Annotated in this window: 25 protein-coding genes; 16 read left to right on the forward strand and 9 right to left on the reverse strand. The window is 72.1% G+C overall.

Annotated elements, in window-relative coordinates; translation table 11 throughout:
* Window positions 1-202: 202 nt before the first annotated feature.
* Entirely contained in the window at window positions 203-1,528 is a 1,326-nt protein-coding gene (locus AC07CM_RS29460) for an MFS transporter (RefSeq protein WP_478879478.1), read from the reverse strand.
* 460 nt (window positions 1,529-1,988) lie between these two features.
* Between AC07CM_RS29460 and AC07CM_RS29465 the strand changes: the two genes are divergently transcribed.
* The 8 genes from AC07CM_RS29465 to AC07CM_RS29500 all read left to right on the forward strand — a co-directional run bounded on the left by AC07CM_RS29465 (window position 1,989) and on the right by AC07CM_RS29500 (window position 10,643).
* A complete protein-coding gene (locus tag AC07CM_RS29465) occupies window positions 1,989-2,855 on the forward strand; it encodes an alpha/beta hydrolase (RefSeq protein WP_478879479.1) in 867 nt (288 codons plus the stop codon).
* Window positions 2,856-3,015: 160 nt separating this feature from the next.
* Window positions 3,016-3,996, forward strand: coding sequence for an alpha/beta hydrolase (locus AC07CM_RS29470; protein ID WP_478879480.1), 981 nt, complete (start codon window positions 3,016-3,018; stop codon window positions 3,994-3,996).
* On the forward strand, window positions 3,989-5,239 hold the full coding sequence (locus tag AC07CM_RS29475; protein ID WP_478879481.1) for an acyltransferase family protein: 1,251 nt from the start codon (window positions 3,989-3,991) through the stop codon (window positions 5,237-5,239). Before AC07CM_RS29470 ends, AC07CM_RS29475 begins: the two co-directional genes overlap by 8 nt.
* Window positions 5,232-6,617: a sensor histidine kinase gene (locus AC07CM_RS29480; RefSeq protein WP_478879482.1), complete on the forward strand. Its 1,386-nt coding sequence runs from the start codon at window positions 5,232-5,234 to the stop codon at window positions 6,615-6,617. Before AC07CM_RS29475 ends, AC07CM_RS29480 begins: the two co-directional genes overlap by 8 nt.
* Window positions 6,614-7,294: a response regulator gene (locus AC07CM_RS29485; protein WP_478879483.1), complete on the forward strand. Its 681-nt coding sequence runs from the start codon at window positions 6,614-6,616 to the stop codon at window positions 7,292-7,294. The genes AC07CM_RS29480 and AC07CM_RS29485 overlap by 4 nt, the downstream gene beginning before the upstream one ends.
* Window positions 7,295-7,385: 91 nt before the next feature.
* Window positions 7,386-8,744 (forward strand): sensor histidine kinase, encoded by a 1,359-nt coding sequence (locus AC07CM_RS29490; protein WP_478879484.1) that lies wholly within the window; start codon window positions 7,386-7,388, stop codon window positions 8,742-8,744.
* Window positions 8,741-9,406 (forward strand): response regulator, encoded by a 666-nt coding sequence (locus AC07CM_RS29495; RefSeq protein ID WP_478879485.1) that lies wholly within the window; start codon window positions 8,741-8,743, stop codon window positions 9,404-9,406. The genes AC07CM_RS29490 and AC07CM_RS29495 overlap by 4 nt, the downstream gene beginning before the upstream one ends.
* A 19-nt stretch (window positions 9,407-9,425) precedes the next feature.
* Window positions 9,426-10,643 (forward strand): cytochrome P450, encoded by a 1,218-nt coding sequence (locus tag AC07CM_RS29500; protein ID WP_478879486.1) that lies wholly within the window; start codon window positions 9,426-9,428, stop codon window positions 10,641-10,643.
* A 25-nt stretch (window positions 10,644-10,668) separates the two neighbouring features.
* Here the strand turns inward: AC07CM_RS29500 and AC07CM_RS29505 are convergent, their stop codons facing one another.
* Both AC07CM_RS29505 and AC07CM_RS29510 read right to left on the reverse strand, forming a co-directional pair.
* Window positions 10,669-12,300, reverse strand: coding sequence for an ABC transporter permease (locus AC07CM_RS29505; RefSeq protein ID WP_478879487.1), 1,632 nt, complete (start codon window positions 12,298-12,300; stop codon window positions 10,669-10,671).
* On the reverse strand, window positions 12,297-13,190 hold the full coding sequence (locus AC07CM_RS29510) for an ABC transporter ATP-binding protein (protein WP_478879488.1): 894 nt from the start codon (window positions 13,188-13,190) through the stop codon (window positions 12,297-12,299). Before AC07CM_RS29510 ends, AC07CM_RS29505 begins: the two co-directional genes overlap by 4 nt.
* Before the next feature lie 73 nt (window positions 13,191-13,263).
* Here AC07CM_RS29510 and AC07CM_RS29515 point away from each other — a divergent pair, with 73 nt between their 5' ends.
* Window positions 13,264-13,755: a GbsR/MarR family transcriptional regulator gene (locus tag AC07CM_RS29515; protein WP_478879489.1), complete on the forward strand. Its 492-nt coding sequence runs from the start codon at window positions 13,264-13,266 to the stop codon at window positions 13,753-13,755.
* Between the two features lie 37 nt (window positions 13,756-13,792).
* On the opposite strand, the gene AC07CM_RS29520 is transcribed toward AC07CM_RS29515, so the two are convergent.
* Window positions 13,793-14,644 carry a diacylglycerol kinase family protein gene (locus tag AC07CM_RS29520; protein WP_478879490.1) on the reverse strand — a complete coding sequence of 284 codons (852 nt, stop codon included), beginning with the start codon at window positions 14,642-14,644 and terminating at the stop codon, window positions 13,793-13,795.
* Window positions 14,645-14,841: 197 nt separating this feature from the next.
* Between AC07CM_RS29520 and AC07CM_RS29525 the strand changes: the two genes are divergently transcribed.
* The 3 genes from AC07CM_RS29525 to AC07CM_RS29535 all read left to right on the forward strand — a co-directional run bounded on the left by AC07CM_RS29525 (window position 14,842) and on the right by AC07CM_RS29535 (window position 18,388).
* Entirely contained in the window at window positions 14,842-16,125 is a 1,284-nt protein-coding gene (locus AC07CM_RS29525; RefSeq protein WP_020941292.1) for an adenylosuccinate synthase, read from the forward strand.
* 106 nt (window positions 16,126-16,231) lie between these two features.
* Window positions 16,232-16,444 (forward strand): hypothetical protein, encoded by a 213-nt coding sequence (locus tag AC07CM_RS29530; protein WP_478879491.1) that lies wholly within the window; start codon window positions 16,232-16,234, stop codon window positions 16,442-16,444.
* Window positions 16,445-16,570: 126 nt separating this feature from the next.
* Window positions 16,571-18,388 carry a bifunctional metallophosphatase/5'-nucleotidase gene (locus AC07CM_RS29535; RefSeq protein WP_478879492.1) on the forward strand — a complete coding sequence of 606 codons (1,818 nt, stop codon included), beginning with the start codon at window positions 16,571-16,573 and terminating at the stop codon, window positions 18,386-18,388.
* On the opposite strand, the gene AC07CM_RS29540 is transcribed toward AC07CM_RS29535, so the two are convergent.
* Complete coding sequence (locus AC07CM_RS29540; protein WP_478879493.1) at window positions 18,345-18,554, reverse strand: DUF397 domain-containing protein; 210 nt, start codon at window positions 18,552-18,554, stop codon at window positions 18,345-18,347. The two genes, AC07CM_RS29535 and AC07CM_RS29540, sit on opposite strands and share 44 nt — an antisense overlap.
* Window positions 18,554-19,396 (reverse strand): helix-turn-helix domain-containing protein, encoded by an 843-nt coding sequence (locus AC07CM_RS29545; RefSeq protein WP_478879494.1) that lies wholly within the window; start codon window positions 19,394-19,396, stop codon window positions 18,554-18,556. Before AC07CM_RS29545 ends, AC07CM_RS29540 begins: the two co-directional genes overlap by 1 nt.
* 116 nt (window positions 19,397-19,512) lie before the next feature.
* On the opposite strand from AC07CM_RS29545, the gene AC07CM_RS29550 reads away from it, so the two are divergent.
* The 4 genes from AC07CM_RS29550 to AC07CM_RS29565 all read left to right on the forward strand — a co-directional run bounded on the left by AC07CM_RS29550 (window position 19,513) and on the right by AC07CM_RS29565 (window position 22,141).
* The gene (locus tag AC07CM_RS29550) at window positions 19,513-19,929 is read left to right on the forward strand and encodes a hypothetical protein (RefSeq protein WP_478879495.1); all 417 of its coding nucleotides are present in this window, start codon (window positions 19,513-19,515) and stop codon (window positions 19,927-19,929) included.
* A 101-nt stretch (window positions 19,930-20,030) separates the two neighbouring features.
* Window positions 20,031-20,978, forward strand: coding sequence for a helix-turn-helix domain-containing protein (locus AC07CM_RS29555; protein WP_478879496.1), 948 nt, complete (start codon window positions 20,031-20,033; stop codon window positions 20,976-20,978).
* The gene (locus AC07CM_RS29560; RefSeq protein WP_478879497.1) at window positions 20,971-21,141 is read left to right on the forward strand and encodes a hypothetical protein; all 171 of its coding nucleotides are present in this window, start codon (window positions 20,971-20,973) and stop codon (window positions 21,139-21,141) included. Before AC07CM_RS29555 ends, AC07CM_RS29560 begins: the two co-directional genes overlap by 8 nt.
* Before the next feature lies 1 nt (window position 21,142).
* Window positions 21,143-22,141, forward strand: coding sequence for a peptidoglycan-binding protein (locus tag AC07CM_RS29565; protein WP_478879498.1), 999 nt, complete (start codon window positions 21,143-21,145; stop codon window positions 22,139-22,141).
* Window positions 22,142-22,156: 15 nt separating this feature from the next.
* Here the strand turns inward: AC07CM_RS29565 and AC07CM_RS29570 are convergent, their stop codons facing one another.
* The 3 genes from AC07CM_RS29570 to AC07CM_RS29580 all read right to left on the reverse strand — a co-directional run bounded on the left by AC07CM_RS29570 (window position 22,157) and on the right by AC07CM_RS29580 (window position 26,168).
* Entirely contained in the window at window positions 22,157-22,807 is a 651-nt protein-coding gene (locus AC07CM_RS29570) for a hypothetical protein (protein ID WP_478879499.1), read from the reverse strand.
* 80 nt (window positions 22,808-22,887) lie between these two features.
* A complete protein-coding gene (locus AC07CM_RS29575) occupies window positions 22,888-25,479 on the reverse strand; it encodes a dolichyl-phosphate beta-glucosyltransferase (protein ID WP_478879500.1) in 2,592 nt (863 codons plus the stop codon).
* Window positions 25,476-26,168 carry a GntR family transcriptional regulator gene (locus AC07CM_RS29580; protein WP_478879501.1) on the reverse strand — a complete coding sequence of 231 codons (693 nt, stop codon included), beginning with the start codon at window positions 26,166-26,168 and terminating at the stop codon, window positions 25,476-25,478. The genes AC07CM_RS29575 and AC07CM_RS29580 overlap by 4 nt, the downstream gene beginning before the upstream one ends.
* Between the last annotated feature and the right edge of the window lie 83 nt (window positions 26,169-26,251).

Raw genomic sequence — 26,251 nt, forward strand, 5'->3', positions numbered from 1 at the left:
AGCGCGCGTCCCGAAAGATGCCGCGCCCGGCACCGTCGCGGCCACCCGACGGCGGCCAACTGCCGCGCCGCACCGCCCCCCACCCACATAAGACGGCACCGAAGCAACCCGCTCCGGCCCTGCGGCCGACAACCGACAGCCGTGACTTCGGGCCCCGAAACGGCGGTGCCGCGCCCGGCTCCCGGGCGCGGCGCCGTGTCGGTCAGCCGGCGGCGATGAGCTGCTGCTCGGCGCCGCTGCGCACCGTGCGGCGGCCCGAGCGCAGGGCCGCGACGCCGATGAAGACCATCGACGACACGCCGGCCAGGGCGAAGGCGGTGAAGCCCCAGTCGCCGTTGCCCGCGGCGAGCAGCTGGCCGCCGAGCCAGGGGCCGAAGACGGCGCCGAAGCGGCCCATGCCGGAGGTCCAGCCGACCGCGGTGGCGCGGTTGTCCGGGGTGGAGCGGATGGAGACGGTCGCGTAGATCATCGTCTGGGCGCTGTTGAGGAAGACGCCGGTGAGGAAGACGACCAGGTAGGTCACGCCCAGCGGCATGTGGACGCTGAGCAGGAAGACGCCGGCGGCGGTGAGCGCGAACCAGATCGCGGAGATGCGCGGGGCTCCGAAGCGGTCGGAGGCGCGGCCCGCGACGAGCATGCCGACGATGCCGCCGAGGTTGAACAGGACGACGAACGTCAGGGCGGAGCCGAGGTTGTAGCCCTCGCCGCGCATCAGGGTGGGCAGCCAGGTGGCGACACCGTAGACGAGCAGGAGTCCGCCGAAGGAGGCCAGCCAGTAGAGCAGGGTCTGCACCCACTCGCCGCCGCGGAACAGGTTGAGCAGGGCGCCGAAGCGGTCGGCGGGGGCCTTCGGGGCGGTCTCGGCCGGGAGTTCGGCCTCGTAGCGGACGGCGAGCGCGCGGGCCTCCTCGGTGCGGCCCTTGGCGACCAGGAAGCTCAGCGACTCGGGCATGACCTTGGCGAGCACCGGCACGAAGAGCAGCGGAAGCACGCAGACCCAGAAGGCGGAGCGCCAGCCGTGTGGCTCCACGAGCCACTTGGCCACATAGGCGGAGAGGATGCCGCCGGCGTGGTGGGCCGTCATCAGGGTGCCGATGGTGAGGGCGGCGCGGCCGCCCCTGGCGTAGTCGGAGACCATGCTGATCGCGGTGGGCAGCAGTCCGCCGAGGCCGACGCCCGCCAGGGTCCGGCCGAGGCCGAAGACCGCGACGGAGTCGGACAGCGCGCATATCCCCGAGGCCAGCGAGAACAGGGCCACGCAGACGACCATCAGCTTCTTGCGGCCGATGCGGTCGGCGACCGTGCCCGCCGTCAGGGCGCCCACCAGCATGCCGAAGGTGGCGTAGCTGCCGAGGTCGCCGGCCTGGCCCGGGGTGATCCCGAGGGCCTTGCTCTCCAGCATGTGCGGCAGCACCGAGCCGTAGACGAACATGTCGAGGCCGTCGAAGAGGACGGCCAGCCAGCACAGACCGACGACCAGCAGCGCGAGTCTGCTGCCGCGAGCGGGCAGGGCGGGGGAGGAGGACATCGTGGTTTTCCTCTCGTCCAGGAGGCGTTCCCTGGAGGGGCTCAGTGAGGAGGGCCGACGCGGCTCGTAGCGGCTGACCCGTGGTGCGCTAGACGGTAAGGACCCATCCCAAGAGTGTCAACGTCTTTGTTAACAATCTTGCCGGAGACGCGGGAGACACCGCTCTGACCAGCGCTTCTAAGGCACAGGGGGGTGGGGGGGGGGGGGGGGGGGGGGGGGGGGGGCGCCCCCCCCCCCCCCCCCGCCCCTCGCACATCCCGGCCGCGCCCGGGGTGCGGGGACAAACTCCGCACAGGCCCGTTTAACCCTCACCCTGCGTGACATCCCCATGTCCCCGCACGTCACCGGCCTGGTACCGTCCCCGCCAACGGCCGACGTTGTATTCGCACCTGGTCCGTCAAAACCTCCCCCGGTGCCGAAAGCCCGGGAGGTACCCCCATCGTCGCTGAGAGGTTGGAGCATGCCGGACGACGCCGCAGCTGCCCGCGCCGCCGCCGAAGAGGAGTCGGCCTTCTCGCACCCGGCGGTCGACCCCGACGTCACCGCCGCATACGGCGACCACCCCGACCAGGTGATCGACTTCTACGCCCCCCGCACCGACACCGCCGTCGCCCCCCTCGTCGTCGTACTGCACGGCGGAGCCTGGCGCGCCCCCTACGACCGCCGCCACATCACCCCCTTCGCGGACTACCTGGCCCGCAGGGGCTTCGCCGTGGCCAACGTCGAGTACAGACGGGGCGGATCCGGGACCGACGCCGGAGCGCTCGCCGGTCGCTGGCCCGACACCTTCGACGACGTGGCCGCCGCCCTGGACGCCCTGCCTGCCCTGGTCCGTGAGGCGCTCCCGCAGGCCGACTCCCGCCGTACGGTCCTCACGGGCCACTCGGCGGGCGGACACCTCGCCCTGTGGGCCGCGGCCCGCCACGTCCTGCCCGCCGACGCACCCTGGCGCGTCGAGGGCCCGGCCCCCCTGCGCGGTGTGGTGGCGCTCGCCCCGATCGCGGACTTCGCGGTGGCGGAGAAGCTGGACGTCTGCGGCAACGCGGCAATGCAACTCCTGGGCGGCCAAGACGAGTTCGCCGAGCGCCGGCCGTACGCCGACCCCGTGCTGCTGCTCCCGACGGGCATCGCCACGACCCTGGTCCAGGGCCGCAGCGACCTGGACGTACCGCAGGCGGTGGCCGAGTCGTACGCGGACGCGGCGGCGAAGGCGGGCGAGGTGGTGGGCCTGACGCTGCTGGAGGACGTCGGCCACTTCCCGCTGATCGACCCGGCGGCGGACGCGTGCGCGGTGGTGGCGGAGGAGATCGCCCAGCTCGCCTGGTGACCCGCCCGGTTCCCCCCAGGGGGCGCCCCCGGTCATACCCGTAGTACCTGAGAGCTACACAGCAGGACAGCTCCCTGGCGGGACGCCGTCGACCTGCCCTCGTTCCTAACTTCCTTGTCGGACAAGCCCGATGGCCGGGCGGACCGAGGGGGAGTCGACCATGGGGCGCACAGCGACGACGAAAGCCGTACGCAAAGGGCTACGGGCCCTCTTCTCGGCTCTTCTCACCGCCGCCATAGTCGTCCCGCTCGCCGGCGCGGCCCGCCCCGGAATCCCGGCCCCGCCCCCCGCCGTTCTCGCGCCCCTCACCCCCTCCACCCTGGAGGCCGCGTACGAGGCGAACCGGGGCGACGCCACCGACGCGGCCCGCATGGCCGCCGCCCACGGCGACGCACACCGCGCCGCCGCGGACCGCGCCCTGGCCGCCCCCTCCCGCCGGCTCCTCTCCTTCGACGGCCGGGGCCCAGGCCTTGCGACCGAGGTCCTCGGCGACCTGACCCGCGCCGGCCGCGTGGCGGTGCTCGTCCCCGGCTCCGACACCTCCCTCGACACCTACGGCCGCTTCCACAGGGCGGCGGCGGCCCTCTACGCGGAGCTCGCGCACCGCGCCCCCGCCGGTACCCGCGTCGCCGTGGTCGCCTGGCTGGGCTACCGGACCCCGGGGACGGTCAGCACCACGGTGACGACCCCGACCCGCGCGGAGCACGCGGCCCCCCGACTGAGGCGCCTCGTAGGCCAATTGCGGGCCCTCGCTCCCGCCGGGGCGCGCGTGTCCCTCCTCTGCCATTCCTACGGCTCGGTCGTCTGCGGCCGTGCCGCCGCCGGCCTGGACGTCGACGACATCGCCCTCGTCGGCAGCCCCGGCACCGGCGCCGACACCGTCGCCGGCCTGCGCACGGCCGCCCGGGTGTGGGCGGCCCGCGGCAGCCGGGACTGGGTGGCCGACGTCCCGCACGTCCGCGCCGACCTCCTGTTCACCACCGTCGGCTTCGGCACCGACCCGGTCTCCCGCGGCTTCGGCGCCCGGGTCTTCGACGCGGCCGGCGCCGACCACAGCGGCTACTTCACCCCGGGCTCGGACTCCCTCGCCAACCTGGCCCGGATCACCCTCGGCGAGACCTCGGAGGTGACCCGTGTCTGAGCCAGCCCCGATCTCCCCGCGCCGCGCGCTGCACGCGATACGCCAGGGTGCCCACCGGGTGGACACCGCCACGCCCGCATCCCGGGACCGCGCGGTCGACGCCCTGCGCGCCTTCGCGATCCTCGGAGTGGTGCTCGGGCACTGGCTGGTCACGGCCCTGGTCGCGGACGACGGCGCGCTGCACACGGCGAGCCCGTTGGGGCGTTTCCCGTGGCTGGCCCCCATCTCCTGGGCCTTCCAGACCCTGGCCGTGTTCTTCCTGGTCGGCGGCCATGTGGCGACCCGGAGCCTCGACTCGGCCCGCGCCCGGGGCGTGCCGTACGGCGCATGGCTGCGCGGCCGCATGACCCGGCTGCTCCGGCCGGTCCTCGCCCTCCTCGGCCTGTGGACCGTGGCGGCGACGTCCCTGCTGCTGACCGGCACCGCCTTCGACACGCTCCACACGCTCGTCAAACTGGCCCTGTCGCCCCTGTGGTTCCTCCTGGTCTTCGCCGCCCTGACGGCGGCCACCCCGCTGGTCGCCCGCCTCAACCCGCTCTGGCCGCTGGCCGTCGTCCTGCACGTGGACGTCCTCCGCTTCGGCCTGCACACCGGCCCCTCCTGGCTGGGCTGGGTGAACCTCGCGGCGGGCTGGCTGGTGCCGTACACCCTGGGCGCCGCCTGGACCCGGGGCGAGCTGGAGTCCCGCCGTGCGGCCGGGGTACTGCTGCTCGGCGGTACGACGGCCACGGCCGCGCTCGTGCTGTGGGCGGGCTACCCGGCGTCGATGGTCGGTGTCCCGGGCGCCGCGATCTCCAACCTCAACCCGCCGACCCTGGCGGCCGTGACGTTCGGCCTGGCCCAGTGCGGTCTGGCCCTGCTGTTGCGCGACCGGCTGCGTCGGGCGATGCGCCGCCCGCTCGCCTGGGCGGCCGTGGCCCTGGTCAACCTCTCCGCCATGACGGTCTTCCTGTGGCACCAGACGGCCCTGATGGCCACGACGGCCACCGCGCTCCTGGCCGGCCGCCTCCCGGGTCTGCACACCCCGCCGGACTCCCCGACCTGGGTGGCGTACCGGCTGTGCTGGCTCCCGGTGTTCACCCTGGTGCTGGCCGCGTGCTGGACCGCGTTCCGGTCCCACGAGCAGGGCACCCGCCGCCGCACCCCGGGCCGGGGCACGCCCGTCGTGCCGGGGCGCTCACGGGTGGTCCGGGTGCACCGGGCGCCGGACGGGGACGCTGCGCGGCCGGCCCGCCGTGTCTAGGGTGGGCCGTGTGACGGAAACGGGGGGCCGCCGGGTGTTCGTGGTGCTCGCTGGCCGGGTCCGGGGCCGGCTGCGGGTGCTGCGCGAGGACCTGTGGACCGTCAGGCCGGATCCGCTGCCCGCCTCCGTGTGGCTGCGCTGGCTGCCGCACGGACTGCTGTGCCTGGCCGCGTTGGGGATCACGCTCGGCTCTGTGGCGCAGTTCGGGGACAACGGGCACCTGGCTCCGGGAGCGGCCTTCCTGATCGGGCTCGCGCAGGGCGTCGCGGTCGTCCTCGCGCTGTCGCGGCCGATCCCGGGCTGGTGGCTGTCCATGGCGGCGACGGTGGTGGGAGCCGTCGCGGTCCACGGAAGGCTGAACATGGTGGACGGGGTGACGTTCACCTGGCCCTGGACCGCGGCCGGCATCGTCGCGCACCTGCTCGTCCTCCTGCTGCTCACGCTGCGCGTGCGCACCCGGGTCGCGGTCGAGGCACTGGCCCTGACCGCGCTGCTCACCTACTTGCTGGAGGGCGTCTGGGGCGGGACGCGCTACCAGCCCACCGGGGTCGTCACGGTGGTGCTGTCCACGGTCGTCGTGGTGCTCGGCATCGCCCTGCGCGGCCGCCGGGAGGCGCGCGCCGAACTCGTCGAGCAGACCACCCTCACCGCCGAGGAACGCGCCCGCCGCACCCTGTTGGAGGAGCGCAGCCGTATCGCGCGCGAGCTGCACGACGTGGTCGCGCACCACATGTCCGTCATCTCCATCCAGGCACAGGTGGCCCCGCACCTGGTCGAGGACCCGTCGCGGGAGCTGATCGAGAACCTGGCGGGCATCCGGCAGAACGCGCTGGAGGCGCTCACCGAGCTGCGCCGGGTGCTCGGCGTGCTGCGCTCGGAGAACCCCGAGGACCCCTACGGGCTCGGGGATCCCGGCAGCCAGGCGGCCCCGGACGCGCCCCAACCCACGCTCGGCCGGCTCGACGCGCTGATCGAGAACACCCGCGCGGCGGGGCTCGAGGTGACTGCCGACGTCACCGGCCGGGCGCGGCCCTACGCTCCGGGGGTGGAGCTGTCCGCGTACCGGATCGTGCAGGAGGCGCTGAGCAACGCGCTGCGGCACGCGCCGGGGTCCGAGGTGCGCGTCGAGGTCGCGCACGTCCGGGACGGCCTGCGGCTCGCGGTGACCAACTCCCGCCCGCGGCAACCTGTTCCGCCCTCCCAGGGCGCCGGACACGGGCTGCTCGGCATGCGCGAGCGCGCGTCGATGCTCGGCGGCGACGTCACCGCGACCGGAACCCCGGACGGCGGCTTCACGGTCTCGGCCTTCCTCCCGCGGGACGGCACCCCGTCCGAACTCCCGACCGATCCGTCCCCGACAGGAGAACAGACCCCATGACGAGCGGCGCCGGCATCATCCGCGTACTCATCGCCGACGACCAGCAGATGGTCCGGCAGGGCTTCACCGTGCTGCTCAACACCAAGCCGGACATCGAGGTGATCGGGCAGGCGGTGGACGGCAGGGACGCGATCGTGAAGGTCGGCGAACTGACCCCGGACGTGGTCCTGATGGACATCCGGATGCCCGAGCTGGGCGGCATCGAGGCGACCCGCCGCATCACCGCCGACCACCCGGGGATCCGGGTGCTGGTGCTGACCACGTTCGACCTGGACGAGTACGTGTACGAGGCGCTGCGGGCGGGCGCCTCCGGGTTCCTGCTCAAGGACGCCTCCGCGGACCAGCTCGCGGAGGCGGTCCGGGTGGTGGCGGCCGGCGACGCGCTGCTCGCCCCCGGCATCACCCGTCGGCTGATCGCCGAGTTCTCCCGGCTGGACGGCTCCCCGCGGACCCCGCTCAAGCAGCGCGTGGGCGAGCTGACCGAGCGGGAGACGGAGGTGCTGGCACTGATCGCGCAGGGCCTGTCGAACGCGGAGATAGCCGGGCGGCTGGTGGTGGCCGAGCAGACCGTGAAGACGCATGTGGGCCGGATCCTGGTGAAGCTCGGCCTCAGGGACCGTACGCAGGCGGCGGTCTTCGCCTACGAGTGCGGCCTGGTGCGGCCGTCCGGCTACTGACCGCGGCCGCCCGTAGTACCTGAGGAGGACGGCGGAGGACCCTTCTCACTGGTGACGACCGCGGGGCCCGTCTCCCCCTACCGTGTGGCACGTGACCGAGACGACGCACACGCAGACGACACCGCCGGGCGGAGCCGAGAGGCCGCGCAGCCCCGAGTTCCGGCTCGCCGCGGACGCCCTGCGCGGGCTGCGGCAGGACCTGTTCCACGACGCGTTCGCCTACCGCCCGCTGCCGCGCAGGGAGTCCGGCGGCCGGCTCGCCCGCCGGTCCGGTCGCGTGAGGGAGTACACGGCCTGGGCACCGCACGCGGTGGTGGCCGGCCTCGGTCTGGTGGCGATGCTGTTCGCCCTGGCGAGCTCGGGGAGTCCCGGACTGCCGGCGATGCTGTGCGGGCTGCTGGCGGCGGGGCCGGTGCTGCTGACCCTGGCGCGTCCGGTGGGAGCGTTCTGGTTCTCGCTCGCCGCGTCCACGGCCGTCGCCGTCGTCGGCGGCGCGGACGGCTGGAGCGACTGGCCGTGGCTGCCGGGCAGCTTCCTGTCCCATCTGGTGGTGCTCACGGTCGTCGCGCTGCGCACCCGTCCGCGCACGGCGGCCTGGATGTGGGTGGTGACCGCGGTCTACGGCTTCCTCGCCGGAAGCGTCTTCGGCGGGGGCCACTACACCACCAACGTGGGCCCGATGCTGATCCTCTCCGCGCTGATCCTGCTGGTCGTCACCGTCCGGCAGATCCGTCGCGAGGCCGAGCAGGAGGTGACCGCCCAGCAGACGGTGACGGCGGTGGAGCGTTCGCGGCGCACCCTGCTGGAGGAGCGCACGACCATCGCCCGCGAGCTGCACGACGTGGTCGCCCACCACATGTCGGTGGTCGCCATCCAGGCCGAGGCCGCGCCCTACCGGGTGGAGAACCCGCCGCCGGAGCTGGAGAAGGCGTTCGCCACCATCCGGGAGAACGCGGTGGCGGCCCTGACCGAGCTGCGCCGGGTTCTCGGGGTCGTCCGCGCGGAGGACTACGAGGCGCCGGACGCCCCGCAGCCCACCCTCGCCGACCTGGACCGGCTGCTCGCCAATGTGCGGGAGGCCGGCCTGGAGGTGGAGAAGGTGGTGACCGGCGCGGTGCGCGAACTGCCGCAGGGCGTCGAGCTGTCGGCGTACCGGATCGTGCAGGAGGCGCTGAGCAACAGCCTGCGGCACGCTCCGGGTGCGGGCGCGCGGGTCGAGATCGGGTACGTCCTGGGCGGCCTGGGCCTGCGCATAGTCAACGGGCCGCCGCCCGCGTCGGCCCTGCTGAAGCCCTCGCCCGGCGCCGGGCACGGCATCACCGGTATGCGCGAGCGGGTCTCCATGCTGAGCGGTGAGATGACGGCGGCGCCGACGGCCGAGGGAGGGTACGAGGTGACGGTGTTCCTGCCGGTGCCGGCGGACGACACCGCGAGCGAGGGTGGGGCATGACGATCCGCGTACTGATCGCGGACGACCAGATGATGGTGCGCGAGGGCTTCTCGGTCCTGCTGAACGCGATGCCGGACATCGAGGTCGTCGGCGAGGCCGTCAACGGCCGGGAGGCGGTCGACCGGGTCCGTGAACTGTCCCCGGACGTCGTCCTGATGGACATCCGCATGCCGGAGCTGAACGGCATCGAGGCGACCCGGGAGATCGTGGCCGCGGACGCGGCGGCGAAGGTGCTGGTGCTGACCACGTTCGACCTGGACGAGTACGTGTACCAGGCGCTGCGGGCGGGAGCCTCCGGCTTCCTGCTGAAGGACGCCTCGGCCCGCCAGCTCGCCGACGGGGTACGGGTGGTGGCCTCCGGGGAGGCGCTGCTCGCGCCCTCGGTGACCCGCCGGCTGATCACGGAGTTCTCCCGGCTGTCGCAGACGCCGCGCCTGATGCCGTCGGCACAGGCGGCGTACGGGGAGCTGACGGAACGCGAGACGGAGGTACTGGTCCTGATCGCCCAGGGCCTGTCCAACGCCGAGATCGCCGAGCGCCTGGTGGTGGCGGAGTCGACGATCAAGACACATGTCAGCCGCATCCTGGTGAAACTGGGCCTGAGGGACCGGACCCAGGCGGCGGTGTTCGCGTACGAGGCGAGGCTGGTCACGCCGGGGTGAGCCGGGCTAGCGTCCGTCCATGGCAGCTGCTTCGGACCTCGCTTTCGACCCCTGGGACCCGGCGTTCCTCGCCGACCCGTATCCGGCCTACGCCGAGCTGCGGGCACGCGGCCGGGTGATCCGGTACGAGCCGACGGACCAGTGGCTCGTCCCGCACCACGCGGACGTCTCCGCGCTGCTGAGGGATCGCCGGCTCGGTCGTACCTACCGGCACCGGTACACGCACGAGGACTTCGGCCGGACCGCGCCCCCGCCGGAGCACGAGCCGTTCCACACCCTCAACGACCACGGGATGCTCGACCTGGAGCCGCCGGACCACACCCGGATCCGGCGACTGGTGTCGAAGGCGTTCACCCCGCGCACGGTGGAGGCGCTGAAGCCGTACGTCCGGAACCTGGCGAACGACCTGGTGTCCGCCCTGGTCGCGGCGGGCGGCGGTGACCTGCTGACGGACGTGGCCGAGCCGCTGCCGGTGGCCGTGATCGCCGAGATGCTGGGCATCCCCGAGTCCGACCGGGCCCCGCTCAGGCCCTGGTCGGCGGACATCTGCGGGATGTACGAGCTGAACCCGTCCGAGGAGACGGCGCACAGGGCGGTGCGGGCCTCGGTCGAGTTCTCCGACTACCTGCGCGAACTGATCGCCGCGCGCCGCAAGGAGCCGGGCGACGACCTGATGTCGGGCCTGATCGCGGCGCACGACGAGGGCGACCGCCTGACGGAGCAGGAGATGATCTCCACGGCCGTCCTCCTGCTCAACGCCGGACACGAGGCCACGGTCAACGCGACGGTGAACGGCTGGTGGGCGCTGTTCCGCAACCCCGGCGGGCTGGCGGCCCTGCGTGCGGACCACTCCCTGGTCCCGTCCGCGGTCGAGGAGCTGATGCGCTACGACACCCCGCTCCAGCTCTTCGAGCGCTGGGTCCTGGACGACATCGAGATCGACGGCACGACGATCCCGAAGGGCTCGGAGATCGCCATGCTCTTCGGCTCCGCCAACCACGACCCGGACGTCTTCGCCGACCCCGAGCGGCTGGACCTGACCCGCGCGGACAACCCGCACATCTCCTTCAGCGCGGGCATCCACTACTGCATCGGCGCCCCCCTGGCCCGCATCGAACTGGCGGCCTCCATGACGGCGCTGCTGGAGCAGGCCCCGACGCTGGCCCTGGCGGCGGAGCCGAAGCGCAGGCCGAACTTCGTGATCCGGGGGCTGGAGGGGCTCAGCGTGGAGGTGTGACCGGCGGCCACGGCACCGCCCTGCCTCAGGTGGTCAGGTCCCGGTGCCGCAGGCTCGCCAGCCCGGCCCCGGCCGGCAGCGCCGCCAGCCCCGTGAGGATCAGCACCGGCTCCCACCGCATCCCCCCGCCCGGCAGCTTCGGCAGGTGGCCGAACGGGGAGAGGTCCAGGACGAGTTGCGGCGCGTCCAGGGCCGGGCCCACCCAGCCGATCAGCAGGACGGCCACCGCGATGCCCCAGGCGGCCGATGCGAGCCGGGGTGCGGCCCCGTACAGCAGCAGTGCCACGCCGCCGATCACCCACACCGCCGGGAGCTGCACCAGGCAGGCGCCGAGGACCGGGGCGACCTGCCTGCCGTAGCCGACGGCGAAGCCCAGACCGGCCAGCAGCATGATCAGGGCCGAGCCGCCGAAGGCGATCGTCAGGTGGCTCGCCGCCCAGCGCAGGCGTCCCACCGCGCACGCCAGCACGGGTTCGGCGCGACCCGACGTCTCCTCGCCGTGCAGGCGCAGCACCGAGGCCACGACGTAAAGGGACGCGATCAGGCCGAGCATGCCGATCATCGAGGCGAGGAACGCGTCCGTGAGACCGCTCTGCCCGCCCATCCGCTCGACGATCCGCCGCGCGTTGTCGTTGTCGCGGACCAGGTCGGCCGCCCCCTGAGTGAGCCCGCCGTAGACGACGCCCGCGAGGAAGAACCCGATCGACCAGCCGAGCACGCCGCCCCGCTGGAGCCGCCGGGCCAGCGCGCCCGCGGTGCCGAGGCGGCCGGCGGGAGGCCCCGGGCGGGTGGGCAGGAAGCCCATGCCCACGTCCCGGCGGCCGGCGAGCGCGTACGCCACCGCGGCCTGTGCGGCCACCGCCGCCGCGAACAGCAGCAGCACCCACCAGCGCTCCCCGGCGAAGGGCCGCAGGTTCTCCAGCCAGCCGAGCGGCGACAGCCAGGTCAGGACCGAGGAGCCTCCCCCAGTGCCCAAGGCCCGGGAGGTGCCCCCATCCCTCGCGGAGTCGCCGGCCGCGCGCAGGACGAACGCGGCGCCCAGCACCGCCGCCGTCAGGCCCCGCGCCAGGCGCGCGCTCTCCGTCAGCTGGGCGACGATCGCCGCCATCGTGGCGAAGACCATGCCGACCGCCGCGAGCCCGAGCCCGAAGGACAGCGCGCCCCTGGCCCCCTGGGCGGACAGGCCCGCCGTGATCAGCAGGGCGAGCAGGGCGCAGGCGACCGCCGCCGCCAGCAGAGCCGCCGTGAGGGAGGCCCGGCGCCCCACCATTCCGGACGCCACCAGCTCCTGGCGGCCGCTCTCCTCCTCGTCCCGGGTGTGCCGTACGACGACGAGCAGGCCCATGACGGCCGCCAGCGCGCCCGCGTACACCCCGACGCGCCATGCCGTCAGCGCGCCGAGCGAGGTGTCGAACACCGGGCCGATCAGGGCCCGGAAGGAGGCGTTGGCCGCCACCTGGTGCAGCAGGTCGGCGCGTTCGGCCGGGGTGCCGTAGAGGTTCCTCAGCGTGTTCGGCATGGAGAGGACCATCAGCGCGTTCACCGCGACCCACACCGGGATCAGCACCCGGTCGCGGCGCAGGGCGAAGCGCAGCAGGGTGCCGGTGCCGGCCAGTGGGCGGGAGCCGCCGGAAGTCCGTACCGCGAGGGTCGTCATCGCGCCACCTCGTCCTGGTAGTGCCGCAGGAACAGCTCCTCCAGGGTCGGCGGGGTCGAGGTCAGCGAGCGCACCCCCGACTCGCTCAACTGCCGTAGTACGGCGTCCAGTTGGTCGGTGTCGACCTGGAGCCGCACCCTGCGGCCCCGGACGTCGAGGTCGTGCACGCCCGGCAGGCGGGCCAACCCGTTGGGCGCCCCGGCCAGTTCTGCGGTCACGCTGGTACGGGTGAGATGGCGCAGGTCGGCCAGCGATCCGCTCTCGACCGTGCGTCCCTTGCGGATGATGCTGACCCGGTCGCACAGCTGCTCCACCTCGCTGAGGATGTGGGAGGAGAGCAGGACGGTGCGGCCCCGGTCCCGTTCCTCCTCGACGCAGCGCTGGAAGACCTCCTCCATCAGCGGGTCGAGGCCCGAGGTCGGCTCGTCCAGGATCAGCAGGTCCACGTCCGAGGCGAAGGCGGCGACCAGGGCCACCTTCTGCCGGTTGCCCTTGGAGTAGGTGCGCCCCTTCTTCGTGGGGTCCAGTTCGAAGCGGTCGATCAGCTCCGCGCGCCGTCCGCTGTCGAGGCCCCCGCGCAGCCGGCCGTACAGGTCGATGACCTCTCCGCCGGAGAGGTTGCGCCACAGCGTCACGTCGCCGGGGACGTAGGCGATCCGGCGGTGCGCCTCCACCGCGTCCGTCCACGGGTCGCGGCCCAGCACCTGCGCGGCTCCCGAGTCGGCGCGCAGCAGGCCCAGCAGGATCCGGATGGTGGTGGACTTGCCGGAGCCGTTGGGGCCGAGGAAGCCGTGCACCTCACCGGCCTCGACGTCCAGGTCGAGGCCGTCCAGCGCGTGGGTACGGCCGAAGGACTTGTGGAGTCCGGAGACCGTGATTGCCTTCGTCATGGTTGCGAACGTACGCTTCTTTCAGAAATTTGTGAAGTTAAGGAAGCGTATGAACGCCGGTTAGGGTGAGGGCATGACGGAGTCGAGTACAGACAGGGACCCCGAGGCGGTCTCGCGGTTCGTGGAGCACTTCGCGGCACAGCTCGTCGAGGCGGGGGTGCCGCGCATGCCGGCCCGGGTCTTCGCCGCCCTGCTCGCCTCCGACACCGGCACCCTGACCTCCGCCGAGCTGGGCGAACAGCTGCGGATCAGCCCGGCGGCGGTCTCCGGCGCGGTGCGCTACCTCGCCCAGGTCCACCTGGTGTCACGGGAGCGGGAACCCGGCTCGCGCCGGGAGCGGTACCGGGTGCACAGCGACCAGTGGTACGAGGCGCTCACCAGCCGCGAGGCGATCATCAAGCGCTGGGAGGACGCCCTGCGCGAGGGCGTGTCCGGCCTGGGCGCCGACACACCGGCCGGACGCAGACTGGCCGAGACCCTGGACTTCTTCGAGTTCGTCGAGAAGGACGTGGCCCGGATGATGGAACGCTGGCGCGCCTACCGGGAGCGCAAGTACGGGCGCTGACGCGCGCGCAGCCGATGTCCGTGCGCGCTGGTCGGGGTCACCCGCGGGCGGGCAGCGTCAGTGCCCACGCCTCCTCGCGCACCGTCCAGGTACGCCGCCGCACCGGCCCGGAGACCGCGGCGTCCGCCCGGTACCGGAAGTCCGCCCCGACCACCGTCACCGACCGGCCCGAGGCCCGCAGCGGCGTGGCCTCCGCGCCCAGCGACAGCGGCCGCACCTCCACCTCGGCCACCCCGCGGGCGCCCGGCGACACCGACACCGCCTCCACGGGCTGGTCCAGGTCCACGACCGTGTCGCCGTCCACCTCCACGCGCAGGCGGGCGGGTCCGGGGGAGGGTATGGCGGCGAGGCGGGTGGGGCGCGGGGCCAGGGTGCGGACCAGGGAGCGGTAGCGCGTGCGCAGCCAGGGGTGCCCGGAGGGGGCGCTCACCGGTTCGGCGGAATCCGCCCGCAGCGGCGCCGGCGGGATACCCAGCGTGCCCAGGACCACCCCGTCGCTGTCGTCCACCAGCAGGTCCAGGCGGCGCTCCGCCCCGTCCAGCACGGCCCGCGCAGCCGCCACCGTACCGGCCGGAACGCCGAGGGACTCGGCGAGCGCCGCGTCCCCGACCGGCACCACCGACAGCACACATCCGGCCAGCTCCCGACGCCGGTGCAGCAGGGTCACCGCGCGGACCAGAGCCCGGTCGTCGCCGACCACGACCGGGCGCCGGGACCCTCGCCGGCCGAGGGCCCGGGCGAATTCCTCGGGCCCGTCCGGCAGACAGACCTTGGTGGTCGCACCCGCGCTGAGCACGTCTTTCGCGATACGTACGGACTCCCCGTCCCTGTGCCGTGCCGTCGGATCGATGATCACAAGCAGCTGATCGGACGTCGCGAAAGTCGCCACCTCGGTCCTGCCTCGCTTCCTCGGGTAGCATCTTTGTGCAAGAGCCCCTTGCGCTATTGCGCCAGGGGCTTCGTCTATTCCGGGGCATCCGGTCCGACGGTTGTGCGACCAAAGGCGGTCGCGGTGGTACGCGGCGGTGAACCTTACGCCCAAGCACCCGACCTTGGACATGCCCCGCCCGGAAGGGGTGTACGCGCGTGCCCGCACTTGTGCTGCTCGGTGCTCAGTGGGGTGACGAAGGCAAGGGGAAGGCGACCGACCTGCTCGGTGGCTCGGTGGACTATGTAGTGCGCTACCAGGGCGGCAACAACGCCGGCCACACGGTCGTCGTCGGCGACCAGAAGTATGCACTCCACCTTCTCCCTTCCGGAATCCTCTCTCCCGGTTGTACGCCGGTCATCGGTAACGGTGTCGTCGTCGACCCGTCGGTCCTGCTCTCCGAGCTGAGCGGTCTGAACGAGCGTGGCGTCGACACGTCCAAGCTCCTGATCAGCGGTAACGCGCACGTCATCACGCCGTACAACGTGACCGTCGACAAGGTGACGGAACGCTTCCTCGGCAAGAGGAAGATCGGTACGACGGGGCGCGGTATCGGTCCGACCTACGCCGACAAGATCAACCGCGTCGGCATCCGGGTCCAGGACCTCTACGACGAGTCGATCCTGACCCAGAAGGTCGAGGCTGCCCTCGACGTCAAGAACCAGCTCCTCACCAAGCTGTACAACCGGCGCGCGATCGCCGTCGACCAGGTGGTCGAGGAGCTGCTGGGCTACGCCGAGCAGATCAAGCCGTACGTCACCGACACCGTGCTGGTCCTCAACCAGGCGCTGGAGGAGGACAAGGTCGTCCTGTTCGAGGGCGGTCAGGGCACCCTCCTCGACATCGACCACGGCACGTACCCCTTCGTCACCTCCTCGAACCCGACCGCGGGCGGCGCCTGCACCGGCGCCGGCGTGGGCCCGACGAAGATCAGCCGGGTCATCGGCATCCTCAAGGCCTACACGACCCGTGTCGGCGCCGGCCCGTTCCCGACCGAGCTGTTCGACGAGGACGGCGAGGCGCTGCGCCGGATCGGCGGCGAGCGGGGTGTCACCACCGGCCGTGACCGCCGCTGCGGCTGGTTCGACGCGGTCATCGCCCGCTACGCGACCCGCGTGAACGGCCTGACCGACTTCTTCCTCACCAAGCTGGACGTCCTCACCGGCTGGGAGCAGATCCCGGTCTGCGTGGCGTACGAGATCGACGGCAAGCGCGTCGAGGAGCTGCCGTACTCGCAGACGGACTTCCACCACGCGAAGCCGGTCTACGAGACCCTGCCCGGCTGGTCGGAGGACATCACCAAGGCGAAGTCCTTCTCCGACCTGCCGAAGAACGCCCAGAACTACGTCAAGGCGCTGGAGGAGATGTCCGGCGCCCCGATCTCCGCGATCGGCGTGGGCCCGGGCCGGGACGAGACGATCGAGATCAACTCGTTCCTGTAGGCCGTCGCCTCGCACGTCGCCTCGCACCACGGGAACCGCCCGTCGATCCGCCCCCGGCGTGATCGGCGGGCGGTTCCCCGTTTCGCGCGCGAGGGACAATCGAGGTATGAGCGTCCGCCGGAACGCACGGTGCCGGGGACCGTACGGCGGTGAGGGCGACCAGGCCGGCGGCACGGACTGCTCGGACCCCGCCGTCTTCGAGGTCGTCCGGCACGACCGGCCCCCGCTGTGGGTGTGCCCCGTGCATCTGGGGCCCTCGCTGCTGATGGCGAGCGGGGTGCTGTGGCCGCCGGTGATCAGGCTCATCAGGCACCCCTGACGCATCCTTGACCGGGACATGGCTCACTCCTGGTTTCGGGCAGACCTGACCGACGCCACGATCTACGCGTGTAGTCCCGCACGGCTCATCCGTCGACCCTCTCGCACGCGTACCCAGGAGCCTCGTATGCCCGTCAGTCCCATGAACCGCCGGGAGTTCGTGAAGAAGTCGGCCGTCACCGGAGCGGCCGTGGCCGCGGCCGGCGGCGTCTCGGCGGCCCCCGCCCAGGCGGCCGGCCAGAAGCCCGAAAAGGCGCCGCGCACCTGGTCGTTCTCCATTCTGGGCACCACCGACCTGCACAGCCACGTCTTCGACTGGGACTACTACAAGGACGCCCCCTACACCGACAAGGCGGGCAACTCCGTGGGCGTGGCCCGCATGGCCACCCTCATCAAGCAGCAGCGCGCCGCCAAGGGCGAGGACCGGGTGCTGCTGGTCGACGCCGGCGACATCATCCAGGGCACCTCCCTGGCCTACTACTTCGCCCGCGTCGACCCCATCACGGGCACCGACGGCAAGCGCGGCCCCAAGCACCCGATGGCCGTCGCCATGAACCACATGCGCTACGACGCGGCCGCCCTCGGCAACCACGAGTTCAACTACGGCATCGAGGTGCTGCGGAAGTTCGAGCGGCAGTGCCGCTTCCCGCTGCTGGGCGCCAACGCGCTGGACGCGAAGACGCTGCGCCCCGCCTTCCAGCCCTACACCGTGAAGCGGATCTGTGTGCCGGGCGCCCCGGACATCAAGGTCGGCATCCTCGGCCTCACCAACCCCGGCATCGCGCTGTGGGACAAGGACAACGTCAGCGGCAGGATGGTCTTCCCGGGCCTGGTCGAGCAGGCGAAGAAGTACGTGCCGAGGCTGCGGGCGCTGGGCTGTGACGTCGTCTTCCTGACGGACCACTCGGGCCTGGACGGCTCCTCGTCCTACGGCGACGAACTCCCCTACGTCGAGAACGCCTCGAACCTGGTCGCCGAGCAGGTACCGGGCATCGACGCGATCCTGGTCGGCCACACCCACGTGGAAGTCCCGTCCTACACCGTGAAGAACGCCGAGACGGGCGAGGAGGTCCTCCTCTCCGAGCCGTACTGCTGGGGCTACCGCCTGAGCGTCTTCGACTTCGAGCTCGAACTGCACCACGGCCAGTGGCGGGTCACGAGCAAGACGGCACAGACCCTCAACCCCAACGCGGTGGACGAGGACCCGGAGATCAAAAAGCTCCTGGAGGCCGACCACGAGCTGGTCGTTGAGTACGTCAACACGGCGGTCGGCACGTGCACCGAGGACCTCTCGGCGGCGGACTCCTGCTGGAAGGACGTGCCGATCATGGACTTCATCCACAAGGTCCAGGCGGACACGGTGAAGGCGGGCCTGTCGACGGCCGACGCGGCGCTTCCGCTGATCTCGGTGGCGGCCCCCTTCAGCCGCACGGCGGACATCCCCAAGGGCGCCGTCACCATCAAGGACATCGCCGGCCTCTACATCTACGACAACACCCTGTACGGCAAGAAGCTGACGGGCGCGCAGCTCAAGGACTACCTGGAGTACGCGGCGAAGTACTACCACCAGGTGCCGGCGGGCACGAAGGTCGACACCGCGACCCTCACCAACGCCAACAACTTCTGGGACTACATGTACGACACGGCGGCGGGCGTGTCCTACGAGATCGACATCGCCCAGCCCGAGGGCTCCCGGATCAGGAACCTGAGCTACGACGGCGCCCCGGTCGCCGCCGACCAGGTCTTCGTCGTGGCGGTCAACAACTACCGTGCCAACGGCGGCTCGGGGTACCCGCACATCGCCTCGGCGGAGATCGCCTACAGCTCGACCAACGAGATCCGCCAGCTGATGATCGACTACGTGACGGCGAAGAAGAGTCTGGATCCGGCGGACTTCGCGGTCACCAACTGGAAGCTGACGCAGGCGGGAACGCCGGTGTTCTGAGGAAGTCGGCCCAGGCCCCCGGCGACACGGTGAGACGGGGGCCGTCGGGGTTCTTGGAGTCCCGGATGTGGATGGTGTGGGGGGCGGGGGCTACCTCGACGCAGTTGCCGCCGCCGCCGTCGCTGTAGCTGGACTTGATCCACCGAAGGGTGCCGGTGTCGGTCATTACTTCTCTCCTGCCAGCTGTTCGATGAGGCTCAGCGAGTTGTCCGGACTCAGGGCCTGTGCGCGGATCTTCGCATATCGGTGGGCGAGTTGGGACACCTCGGCCGGTTCGCTGATCAGGATGCCCTGGTCCTCGACCTCCATGTAGACCACGTGCTCGTGGTCCTTGGTCACCACGTGCTTCATAGCGCCCCGGTCGCCTGCATAGGTGCCTCGCAGCCCGCGGTCGAGCGGAAGTACTTGGATGCAGACGTTGTCCCGCTGGGCGTCTTTGGCTAGCGAGCGCAGCTGCCCACAAAGTACCTCCTGGGATCCGAACGGCCGTCTCAGCACGCTCTCTTCAAGGATCAGCTCGATCATCGGGGCCGGGACCCGGTCGAAGAGAGCCCTTCGAGCAAGCCGTGCCTCGACCAGCTCCTCGCGCTTCTGCTCCGTGACGGGCGGGTAGCTGCCACCGATCAGCGCACGCGCGTACTCCTCAGTCTGGAAAAGTCCGTCGATCACCAGCGTCTCGTACGAACTGATCGTGACCGCCCCGGCCTCCAACTCGGAGAAGCCCCGAAAGCGGGCCGGGTACTTCTCCAGAAGCATCCACCGCCGGGCCTTCTCGAAGACCCCCAGCCCGCCCCCGATCTGCTCCTCCAGCGCCACCAGCATCTTGTCGCTGGCCGGCTGCGCACACGTCTCCATCGCGCTGATCGCCGAGCCCGTGTAGCCGATCCGCTTCCCCAGCTCGTCCTGTGTCAGGCTCTGCTGTTCCCGCAGTGCCTTCGCCAGGGCGGCGACGAGATGTGCCGTGCCGCCCGCCTCCACCTTGTTCTCCGCCCGCGCCATTGCGGTCACCCCCGGACTCAACCGAACTCAACCGGTCATCGGCTCTCCACGTCGACTCCCGACCGTTTCGAAGGGTCGACGGAGAGTCATGGAAGACCGTAGTGGCACCCACTGACACTGGTCGCATGAATACGCAAAGTCACCCCGTCCTGGAATGGGTTCCCATGACCGGCATCCAACTCCGCAAGGCAGGGGTCCAATTCGACGCCGTACGGCTCGACGGCGACCGTGGGCGCGAGGTCGCCGACCGGCTGGCGCGGATGACCGGAGGTGATCCGGGGCCGGTGGTCGAGTCGGGCAGCGGGCGGCGCTGTGTCTACTTCCTCGTGGGGGCGGGGAGCACGGGCCACCACAGCTGGCCGGAAGAGGTGACCCGGCTGACGAGTGGGCCGTACCGGGTCTGCTACATCCCGGTGCCCGCGCTGGAGGGGCAGACGTGGCCGCTGGCGTGGCGCTACCCGCCGACCGGGCCCGGCCGACTCGTCCACACGCTGCTGCTGCGTTCGGCGCTGGGGGCGGATTCCGGTTCCCAACCGGTCTGATATCGGGGCACGTTTGCGACGTGGCGCCTATGGCTCGGGGACGGCCGTCCGGTATCCATGGAGCTAGTTGATCTTGATGCGTCCGAGGGGGACAGCGGTACATGGAGGCATGGGCTCAGGAACTGGACGGCCGGTACGAGCGGACCGTGCGGGAGTTGGGGGCCGTGCGGGTGTCCACCGCACGGGGGCCCGCGGCGGAGATGCGGGGGGACGGGCGCGGTGCCGGTCGGCAACTCCTGCTGGTGCAGGACGGGGAACTGGAGCTGGAGCAGGCGGGGCGGGCCGTGCGCATCGGGGCGGGCGGGCTCGTGCTCCTCGACTCGGGCAGGCCGTTCCGAATACGGCTGACCGGGGCGTCCAACACCGTGATCACGGCGCACCCGGCGGGCGGTTCGCCGGTTCATGACGGCTTGGTGGCACGGGAGCTGGGGCGGTCTTCCGGACTGGCCGTGCTGGTTGCGGAGTTCCTGGCCGGTCTGGCCGCGGACACCGCCCCGTACCGGCCCGGTGACGAGCTGAGGCTCGGCACCGTGGTGTCCGAGCTGGTCGCCCTTCTGCTGGACGAGGGGCTCGGGGACTCGGCGCTGCTCCCGCGCATCCAGGAGCACATCGTGCAGCGACTGGCGGACGGCGGGCTCACGCCGGACCGGATAGCCGCCGCGCACCACATCTCCACCCGTTACCTGCACCGGCTCTTCCAGCGTCAGGGACTGACCGTCGCGTCCTGGATCAAGGGGCAGCGGCTGGAGCGGTGCCGGCGCGACCTGGCCGATCCGGGGCTGCGTCACCTGCCCGTCCACGTGATCGCGGCACGTTGGGGCTTTGCGCAGGCCGCCGACTTCAGCCGGTCCTTCCGGGCCGCGTACGGGACCACCCCGACGTGCTTCCGCGCGGGTGCGCCAGGGCCGCGGGGGCATGGCCGTTGCCCGTCAAGGAACTGTGCGCACAGCGCCAACGACAGCCGCGTTCCGGCACAGCAGACTCATGGACATGACGAGGCACGGCGGATCGTGCCCGTCTCCGTACACATGGGGGAACTGCATGCCTGAGAGCGCAGCACAGTCCGCGGCCGCGGCCGGGGACAAGCCCGTCGAACCACGCGGCGGCGCCGGCGTCTTCGACGTCGACCCGGACCAGGCCGGCGTGAGCCAGGACCCGAACGTCGTCGTCAAGGGCGACATCGACGCCTTCCCCGAGAACGGGGCGGTGTGACATGGGATCTGTAGAGGGAATGCTCGCGCAGATGCGCAGCCTGCTGGGCACGGGGGAGTACCCGCCCGGCTCCAACCACAACAAGGTCACCGAGTGGTACGGCTTCAATGACGCCTGGTGCGACATGACGGTCAGCTACGCCGCGGCCCACTCGGACAACCTGGGCGCGGTCGGCGGCAAGTTCGCGTACACCGTCGCCCACGCGCAGTCGTTCCAGTCGCGGGGCCTGTGGCACTACGGCATCGGTGGCATCCGCCCGGGCGACGTCGTCTTCTTCGACTGGAGCGGCAGCCGGTCCATCGGGGCCATCGACCACGTCGGTGTCGTCGAGGCGGTGCACTCCAACGGCACCATCACGACCATCGAGGGCAACACCAGCGACCAGTGCATGCGGCGGCTCCGCAACTCCAGCACGATCGTCGGCTACGGGCGCCCCAGCTACGGTGACGCGAGCCCGCTGCCCGCCTCGGACGGCATCCTGCGCAAGGGCTCCACGGGCCCGGCGGTGAAGACGCTCCAGCAGAACCTCAACACGGTCATGGGGTCGAAGCTGGACGTCGACGGCGACTTCGGTCCGGCCACCGACGCGGCGGTGCGCGCCTTCCAGTCGAAGTACGGCCTGACGGTCGACGGCGAGTACGGGCCGGCCTCGGACGCGGTGATGAAGGCCGCGCTGAACGGCGGCACCAAGCCGCAGCCGCCCGCCCCGCGCCCGCCCTCCTCCGGAAAGCTCGCGGTGGACGGCGAGTTCGGTCCCGCGACCTGTGCCGCCATGCAGCGCGTGCTCAACGCGCACGGCGCGAAGCTGTCCGTGGACGGCTCCTTCGGGCCGCTGACGAAGAAGGCCCTCCAGGGCTATCTGAAGGTGGCGGCGGACGGGGTGGTCGGCCCGAACACGGTCAAGGCGCTGCAGAAGAAGGTCGGTGCGGGCGTCGACGGCGAGTGGGGTCCCGACACCACGCGTCACCTCCAGCAGGCGCTGAACGCGGGCACCTTCTGATCCGCGGCCGCCGGTTCAGCTGAACACGATCATCGACCCCTGCGCCAGCGACCGCGTCGCGGCCGCGTGCAGGCCGAGCCACACGTGCCGTTCGCGGGCGAACGGGCTGGGGTCGTACGGCGCCGGGACGGCCGGCTCCTCCAACTCGGTGGGAGCGGAGGGCGGTTCCGGCGCCGTCGGCGGATTGGCCGGATCGATGCCGATCGACGGGGCCACGTACTCCAGCTCCCGCAGCAGGGACTGCGAGGAGCCCAGCGGGCCGCCCCCGGCGAGCAGCTCCTCGTTGGACAGCGGGTGCGGGAAGTCGACGGGGACGTAGGCGCCCGCGTGGTCGTAGTGCCAGACCAGGTGGGACTGCTGGGCCGTCGACTCGAACATCTCCAGCAGCTGCTCGTAGTCGCCGCCGAGTTCGTCCACCGGGGTCACCGGCAGCCCGCACACCTGGAGCAGATAGGCCCGGCGCAGGAAGTGCAGCGCGTCGTAGTCGAAGCCGGCCACCGGGGCCACGTCTCCGGACAGACCCGGCATGTACTGGTACACCGGCACCGGCGGGAGCCCGGCCGCGGCCAGCGCGTCGTTGTAGTGCGCGAGTTCCTCGGCGAACGGGTTGTCCGGGGTGTGGCACAACACGTCGACGAGCGGTACCAGCCACAGGTCACAGGCCAAAGAGGGCTCCTCGCATCGGCAGGCGCGCGTTCACGCACGGCAGCAGGTGGTCAGGGAAGGGTAGTCGGTGCGGCGCAGGCTCAGCTCCCCTTGTGCAGGTCCCATACCCAGACCCCGCCGGTCCACTTACCCTCGCGACCGGTCAGCTTCTTCAGGACCGTGCGCAGGGCACCGTCGTTGGGCTGCGGCGCCAGCACCAGGGCGCCCGCCTTCCAGTGGGCGAAGTCCCGCTTGGCCTGTGCCTGCCAGTTCTTGCCGATCACCGGGACGAGGCCGGTGTAGCGGACGTCCCGGAGCATGTTGGAGGTGAAGCGCGGTGCGGCGCCGTAGATGCCGACGTGCTGGTCGCCCCAGGGTCCGTTGAAGTAGCCGCCGGGCAGCTTGAAGCCCAGGTGGGCCTCCGTCTGCCAGTGCAGGGCCTCGGCGGCGCCAGGGTCGGGCAGCGGCACCGGGACCAGCGTCTCGCCGGGACGGACGTACGACTTCCAGGTCCCGTCGGTGATGAAGGCGGGCACCGCGACCCGGTCCGTGGACTTCAACGGGGCCGGGATCAGCGGGAGCAGCGCGAGGGCCACGCCCAGCAGGCCGAGGTACTGGCTGCCCGGGTTCCGGGAGGCGGCGGCGCGGTCGACGGCCAGCGCGAGGAGCATGCCGAGGGCGGGGGCGCAGATCATCGCCACGCGTCCCTCGATCACCGACTCGAACAGCGGCCTGTGGGCGAGCAGCGCCCAGGGGCCTGGGTAGACGGTGTCGGTGAGCGGGATGCGGATCTTCGGGCCGAGGGAGAGGACCGCCGCGGCCACCGCGGTGAACGCCAGCGCCTTGACCAGGGCGTGTTCCCACAGCCGTACGACGATCGCGAAGGCGACGGCGACCAGCGGCCAGCCGTAGAAGGCGTTCTGCTCGGTCGGGTTCAGGGACAGCGGGCCGGCGATCTGCGCGTCGCCCGCGATCAGGGAGCGCTCGGCGAACGCCAGCAGGGACAGCGGGCTGTTGCCCGCGTTGTCGCCGTGCAGGATGCCCTGGTAGCTCTGCGGCCCGGAGAACTGGAAGTGCAGCGCGTACGCCACCAGGGGCAGGCAGACGGCGCCGCCGATCGCCAGCCCCGTCAGCAGCGGCCGCCAGGCCGCCCGTGCCACGTCCCGGCGCACCGCACCGTAGGCGGCGGCGAACAGGAGCATGCCCATCGACGCGAGCAGCAGCGGCTCCTCGCCGAGGAAGACCTGGTAGGCGGCCATCAGGCCGAGCACGATCCCGTCCCGGACCACCCGGTCGCCCGTGGCCAGGCGCAGGGCCCGGTCGACGATCAGCGGGATCATGAACAGGATCACGAAGTTGGGGTGCGCGTTGGCGTGGCTGACCATCGGCGGCGCGAAGGCCGCCAGGGACGCCCCGACGAAGGCCGCCGCCCGGCGTCGTACCACCCGCTTCACGATCAGCCAGTACCAGGCGCCCGCGGTGGCGGCCAGGCCCAGGGCCATGCAGAGGCTGAGCGCGACGGCCGGGCCGAACAGCAGGGTGATCGGTGTGAAGGGCACCGACAGGCCCAGCATCACCGTGTTGGCCATCAGGTTGACGCCGTCGGGGAAGCCCTGCAGGTCCGTGAAGAGCGGATTGCGCAGGTGGGCGACGCTGTCGGCGGTGACCGCGAAGAACCACTCCCACTGGTTCTGGTCCTGCATGGAGTCGCTGAGATAGCGGTGGGAGGGGTCGAAGAAGCGGCCGGAGTACAGGGCCACCGACATGACCAGGAAGAGGACGGCGGCCAGCAGGTCGGCGGGGCGCAGGGCACGGGCCCTGATGCGGGCCAGGTCGGCGAGGACGCGGACGTAGTCCAGGGGGCCGACCTTGGAGCCGGGCCGGTGGCTCCAGCGGACCGGGACCTCCGCGATCGGCCAGCCGGCGCGGTGGAAGTGGTGCAGCACCTCCACGTCGATGCCCCAGCCGTCGAGCCGGGCGGCGCCGAAGGCCGCGCGGGCCCGGTCGCCGTCGAAGAGCTTGAAGCCGCACTGCGTGTCCCGGATGCCGGGCACGGCCGTGCAGCGGATCAGGAAGTTGCCGGCGCGGCCCAGCAGCTCGCGCACCCGGTGCTGCCGGTCGGCTATCTCCGCGCCGGGCACCGACCGGGAGGCGATCGCCGCCGCGTTGCCCTCGCCGAGCGCCCGGTCCAGCCGCTCCAGCTCCTCGATGGGCGCGGAGAGGTCGGCGTCGGTGATCAGCACCCGGCGGCCGCGGGAGGCGGCGACCCCGAGCCGCAGGGCGTGCCCCTTGCCACGGTTGCGGGGACCGGTGACGAGCCGTACCCGGGGGTGGTGGAGCGCGCCCACCTGCCGGGTGCCGTCGGTCGACCCGTCGTCGGCGACGATCACCTCCCAGGTGTGCGCCGCGTTCCCGGCCAGATACCGGGTGACGGCCTCCAGGGTGGGGCCGAGGCGGTCCTCCTCGTTGTAGGCGGGGATGACGACCGAGAGGTCCACCGAGTCGAGGGAGCCGACGGAGCCGACGTGACCGGGTGCGGACGGCACCTGTGCGGCGAGCACGCCGTCGGCGGCTCGCGGGTGGGGGATGCGGATCCTGTTGTCCCCGGCGGTGCGACTCGCCGGGCCGTCCGCCGGGCGTCCGGGCTCCGTGGGGCCGCCCAGCGGGCGGTCCGCCTCCGCGGCGCCGCTCATTGCGCCGCCAGTCGTTCGACGAGGGCCAGCGAGTGCTCGTTGGCGGCGGCGACGATCGCCCGGGCCGTCTCGGCCTCGCGGCGGGCCAGGGCGTCGACCAGGTCGGTGTGCCCGGCCCACAGCCGGCCGCGCACGTCGGGCAGCCGGCGCAGGTGCTGCACCGCGCACACCCAGGACTGCACCCGCAGCCGGTGCAGGAAGTCGGTGAGGTAGGGGTTGCCGTACAGGCCGCTGAGCTCGCGCCAGAACCGCAGATCGTAGCCGATCAGGACGGTGAGGTCCCCGGCCGCCGCGGCCCGCTGCGCCTCCTCGCCTCGCCGGCGCACGGCGGCGAGGGCCGCCACCGTCCGCGGGCTCTCCATGTCGGCGAAGGCCGGGTGGTCCTTGCCGAGGGCCTGGAACATGCCGTCGGTGACCAGGCTGCGGGCCTCGATCATGTCCCGGTAGTCGGCCGGCGAGTACTCGGGGACGCGGAAGCCGCGGTGCTGGTCGGCCTCCAGGATGCCCTGCGCGGCGAGATCGACCAGGGCCTCGCGGACCGGGGTCGCCGAGACGCCGTACTGGTCGGCGATCTCCTTGACGGTGAAGGCCCGGCCCGGCGTGAGGCGTCCCGCCAGCACCTCGTCACGCAGCGCGTCCGCGATCTGCTGGCGCAGGGTGCTGCGCGTCACGGCGCCGTTGCCGGGCATCGTCCGGGCCTCTCCTCACACGTATGGGTGACGTACTCGCCTTCTCTTACGAGCACGCCACCTTACGCGTTCGGGTTGCCCCG

This window comes from Streptomyces sp. NPDC044061, from assembly GCF_056434305.1.

What these genes read in the sequence shown, in the direction of transcription:
- AC07CM_RS29460 (WP_478879478.1), bottom strand. Translation starts at nt 1,528, where the DNA reads ATGTCCTCCTCCCCCGCCCTGCCCGCTCGCGGCAGCAGACTCGCGCTG.
- AC07CM_RS29465 (WP_478879479.1), top strand. Translation starts at nt 1,989, where the DNA reads ATGCCGGACGACGCCGCAGCTGCCCGCGCCGCCGCCGAAGAGGAGTCG.
- AC07CM_RS29470 (WP_478879480.1), top strand. Translation starts at nt 3,016, where the DNA reads ATGGGGCGCACAGCGACGACGAAAGCCGTACGCAAAGGGCTACGGGCC.
- AC07CM_RS29485 (WP_478879483.1), top strand. Translation starts at nt 6,614, where the DNA reads ATGACGAGCGGCGCCGGCATCATCCGCGTACTCATCGCCGACGACCAG.
- AC07CM_RS29495 (WP_478879485.1), top strand. Translation starts at nt 8,741, where the DNA reads ATGACGATCCGCGTACTGATCGCGGACGACCAGATGATGGTGCGCGAG.
- AC07CM_RS29500 (WP_478879486.1), top strand. Translation starts at nt 9,426, where the DNA reads ATGGCAGCTGCTTCGGACCTCGCTTTCGACCCCTGGGACCCGGCGTTC.
- AC07CM_RS29505 (WP_478879487.1), bottom strand. Translation starts at nt 12,300, where the DNA reads ATGACGACCCTCGCGGTACGGACTTCCGGCGGCTCCCGCCCACTGGCC.
- AC07CM_RS29510 (WP_478879488.1), bottom strand. Translation starts at nt 13,190, where the DNA reads ATGACGAAGGCAATCACGGTCTCCGGACTCCACAAGTCCTTCGGCCGT.
- AC07CM_RS29515 (WP_478879489.1), top strand. Translation starts at nt 13,264, where the DNA reads ATGACGGAGTCGAGTACAGACAGGGACCCCGAGGCGGTCTCGCGGTTC.
- AC07CM_RS29530 (WP_478879491.1), top strand. Translation starts at nt 16,232, where the DNA reads ATGAGCGTCCGCCGGAACGCACGGTGCCGGGGACCGTACGGCGGTGAG.
- AC07CM_RS29535 (WP_478879492.1), top strand. Translation starts at nt 16,571, where the DNA reads ATGCCCGTCAGTCCCATGAACCGCCGGGAGTTCGTGAAGAAGTCGGCC.
- AC07CM_RS29540 (WP_478879493.1), bottom strand. Translation starts at nt 18,554, where the DNA reads ATGACCGACACCGGCACCCTTCGGTGGATCAAGTCCAGCTACAGCGAC.
- AC07CM_RS29550 (WP_478879495.1), top strand. Translation starts at nt 19,513, where the DNA reads ATGAATACGCAAAGTCACCCCGTCCTGGAATGGGTTCCCATGACCGGC.
- AC07CM_RS29555 (WP_478879496.1), top strand. Translation starts at nt 20,031, where the DNA reads ATGGAGGCATGGGCTCAGGAACTGGACGGCCGGTACGAGCGGACCGTG.
- AC07CM_RS29560 (WP_478879497.1), top strand. Translation starts at nt 20,971, where the DNA reads ATGCCTGAGAGCGCAGCACAGTCCGCGGCCGCGGCCGGGGACAAGCCC.
- AC07CM_RS29565 (WP_478879498.1), top strand. Translation starts at nt 21,143, where the DNA reads ATGGGATCTGTAGAGGGAATGCTCGCGCAGATGCGCAGCCTGCTGGGC.
- AC07CM_RS29575 (WP_478879500.1), bottom strand. Translation starts at nt 25,479, where the DNA reads ATGAGCGGCGCCGCGGAGGCGGACCGCCCGCTGGGCGGCCCCACGGAG.
- AC07CM_RS29580 (WP_478879501.1), bottom strand. Translation starts at nt 26,168, where the DNA reads ATGCCCGGCAACGGCGCCGTGACGCGCAGCACCCTGCGCCAGCAGATC.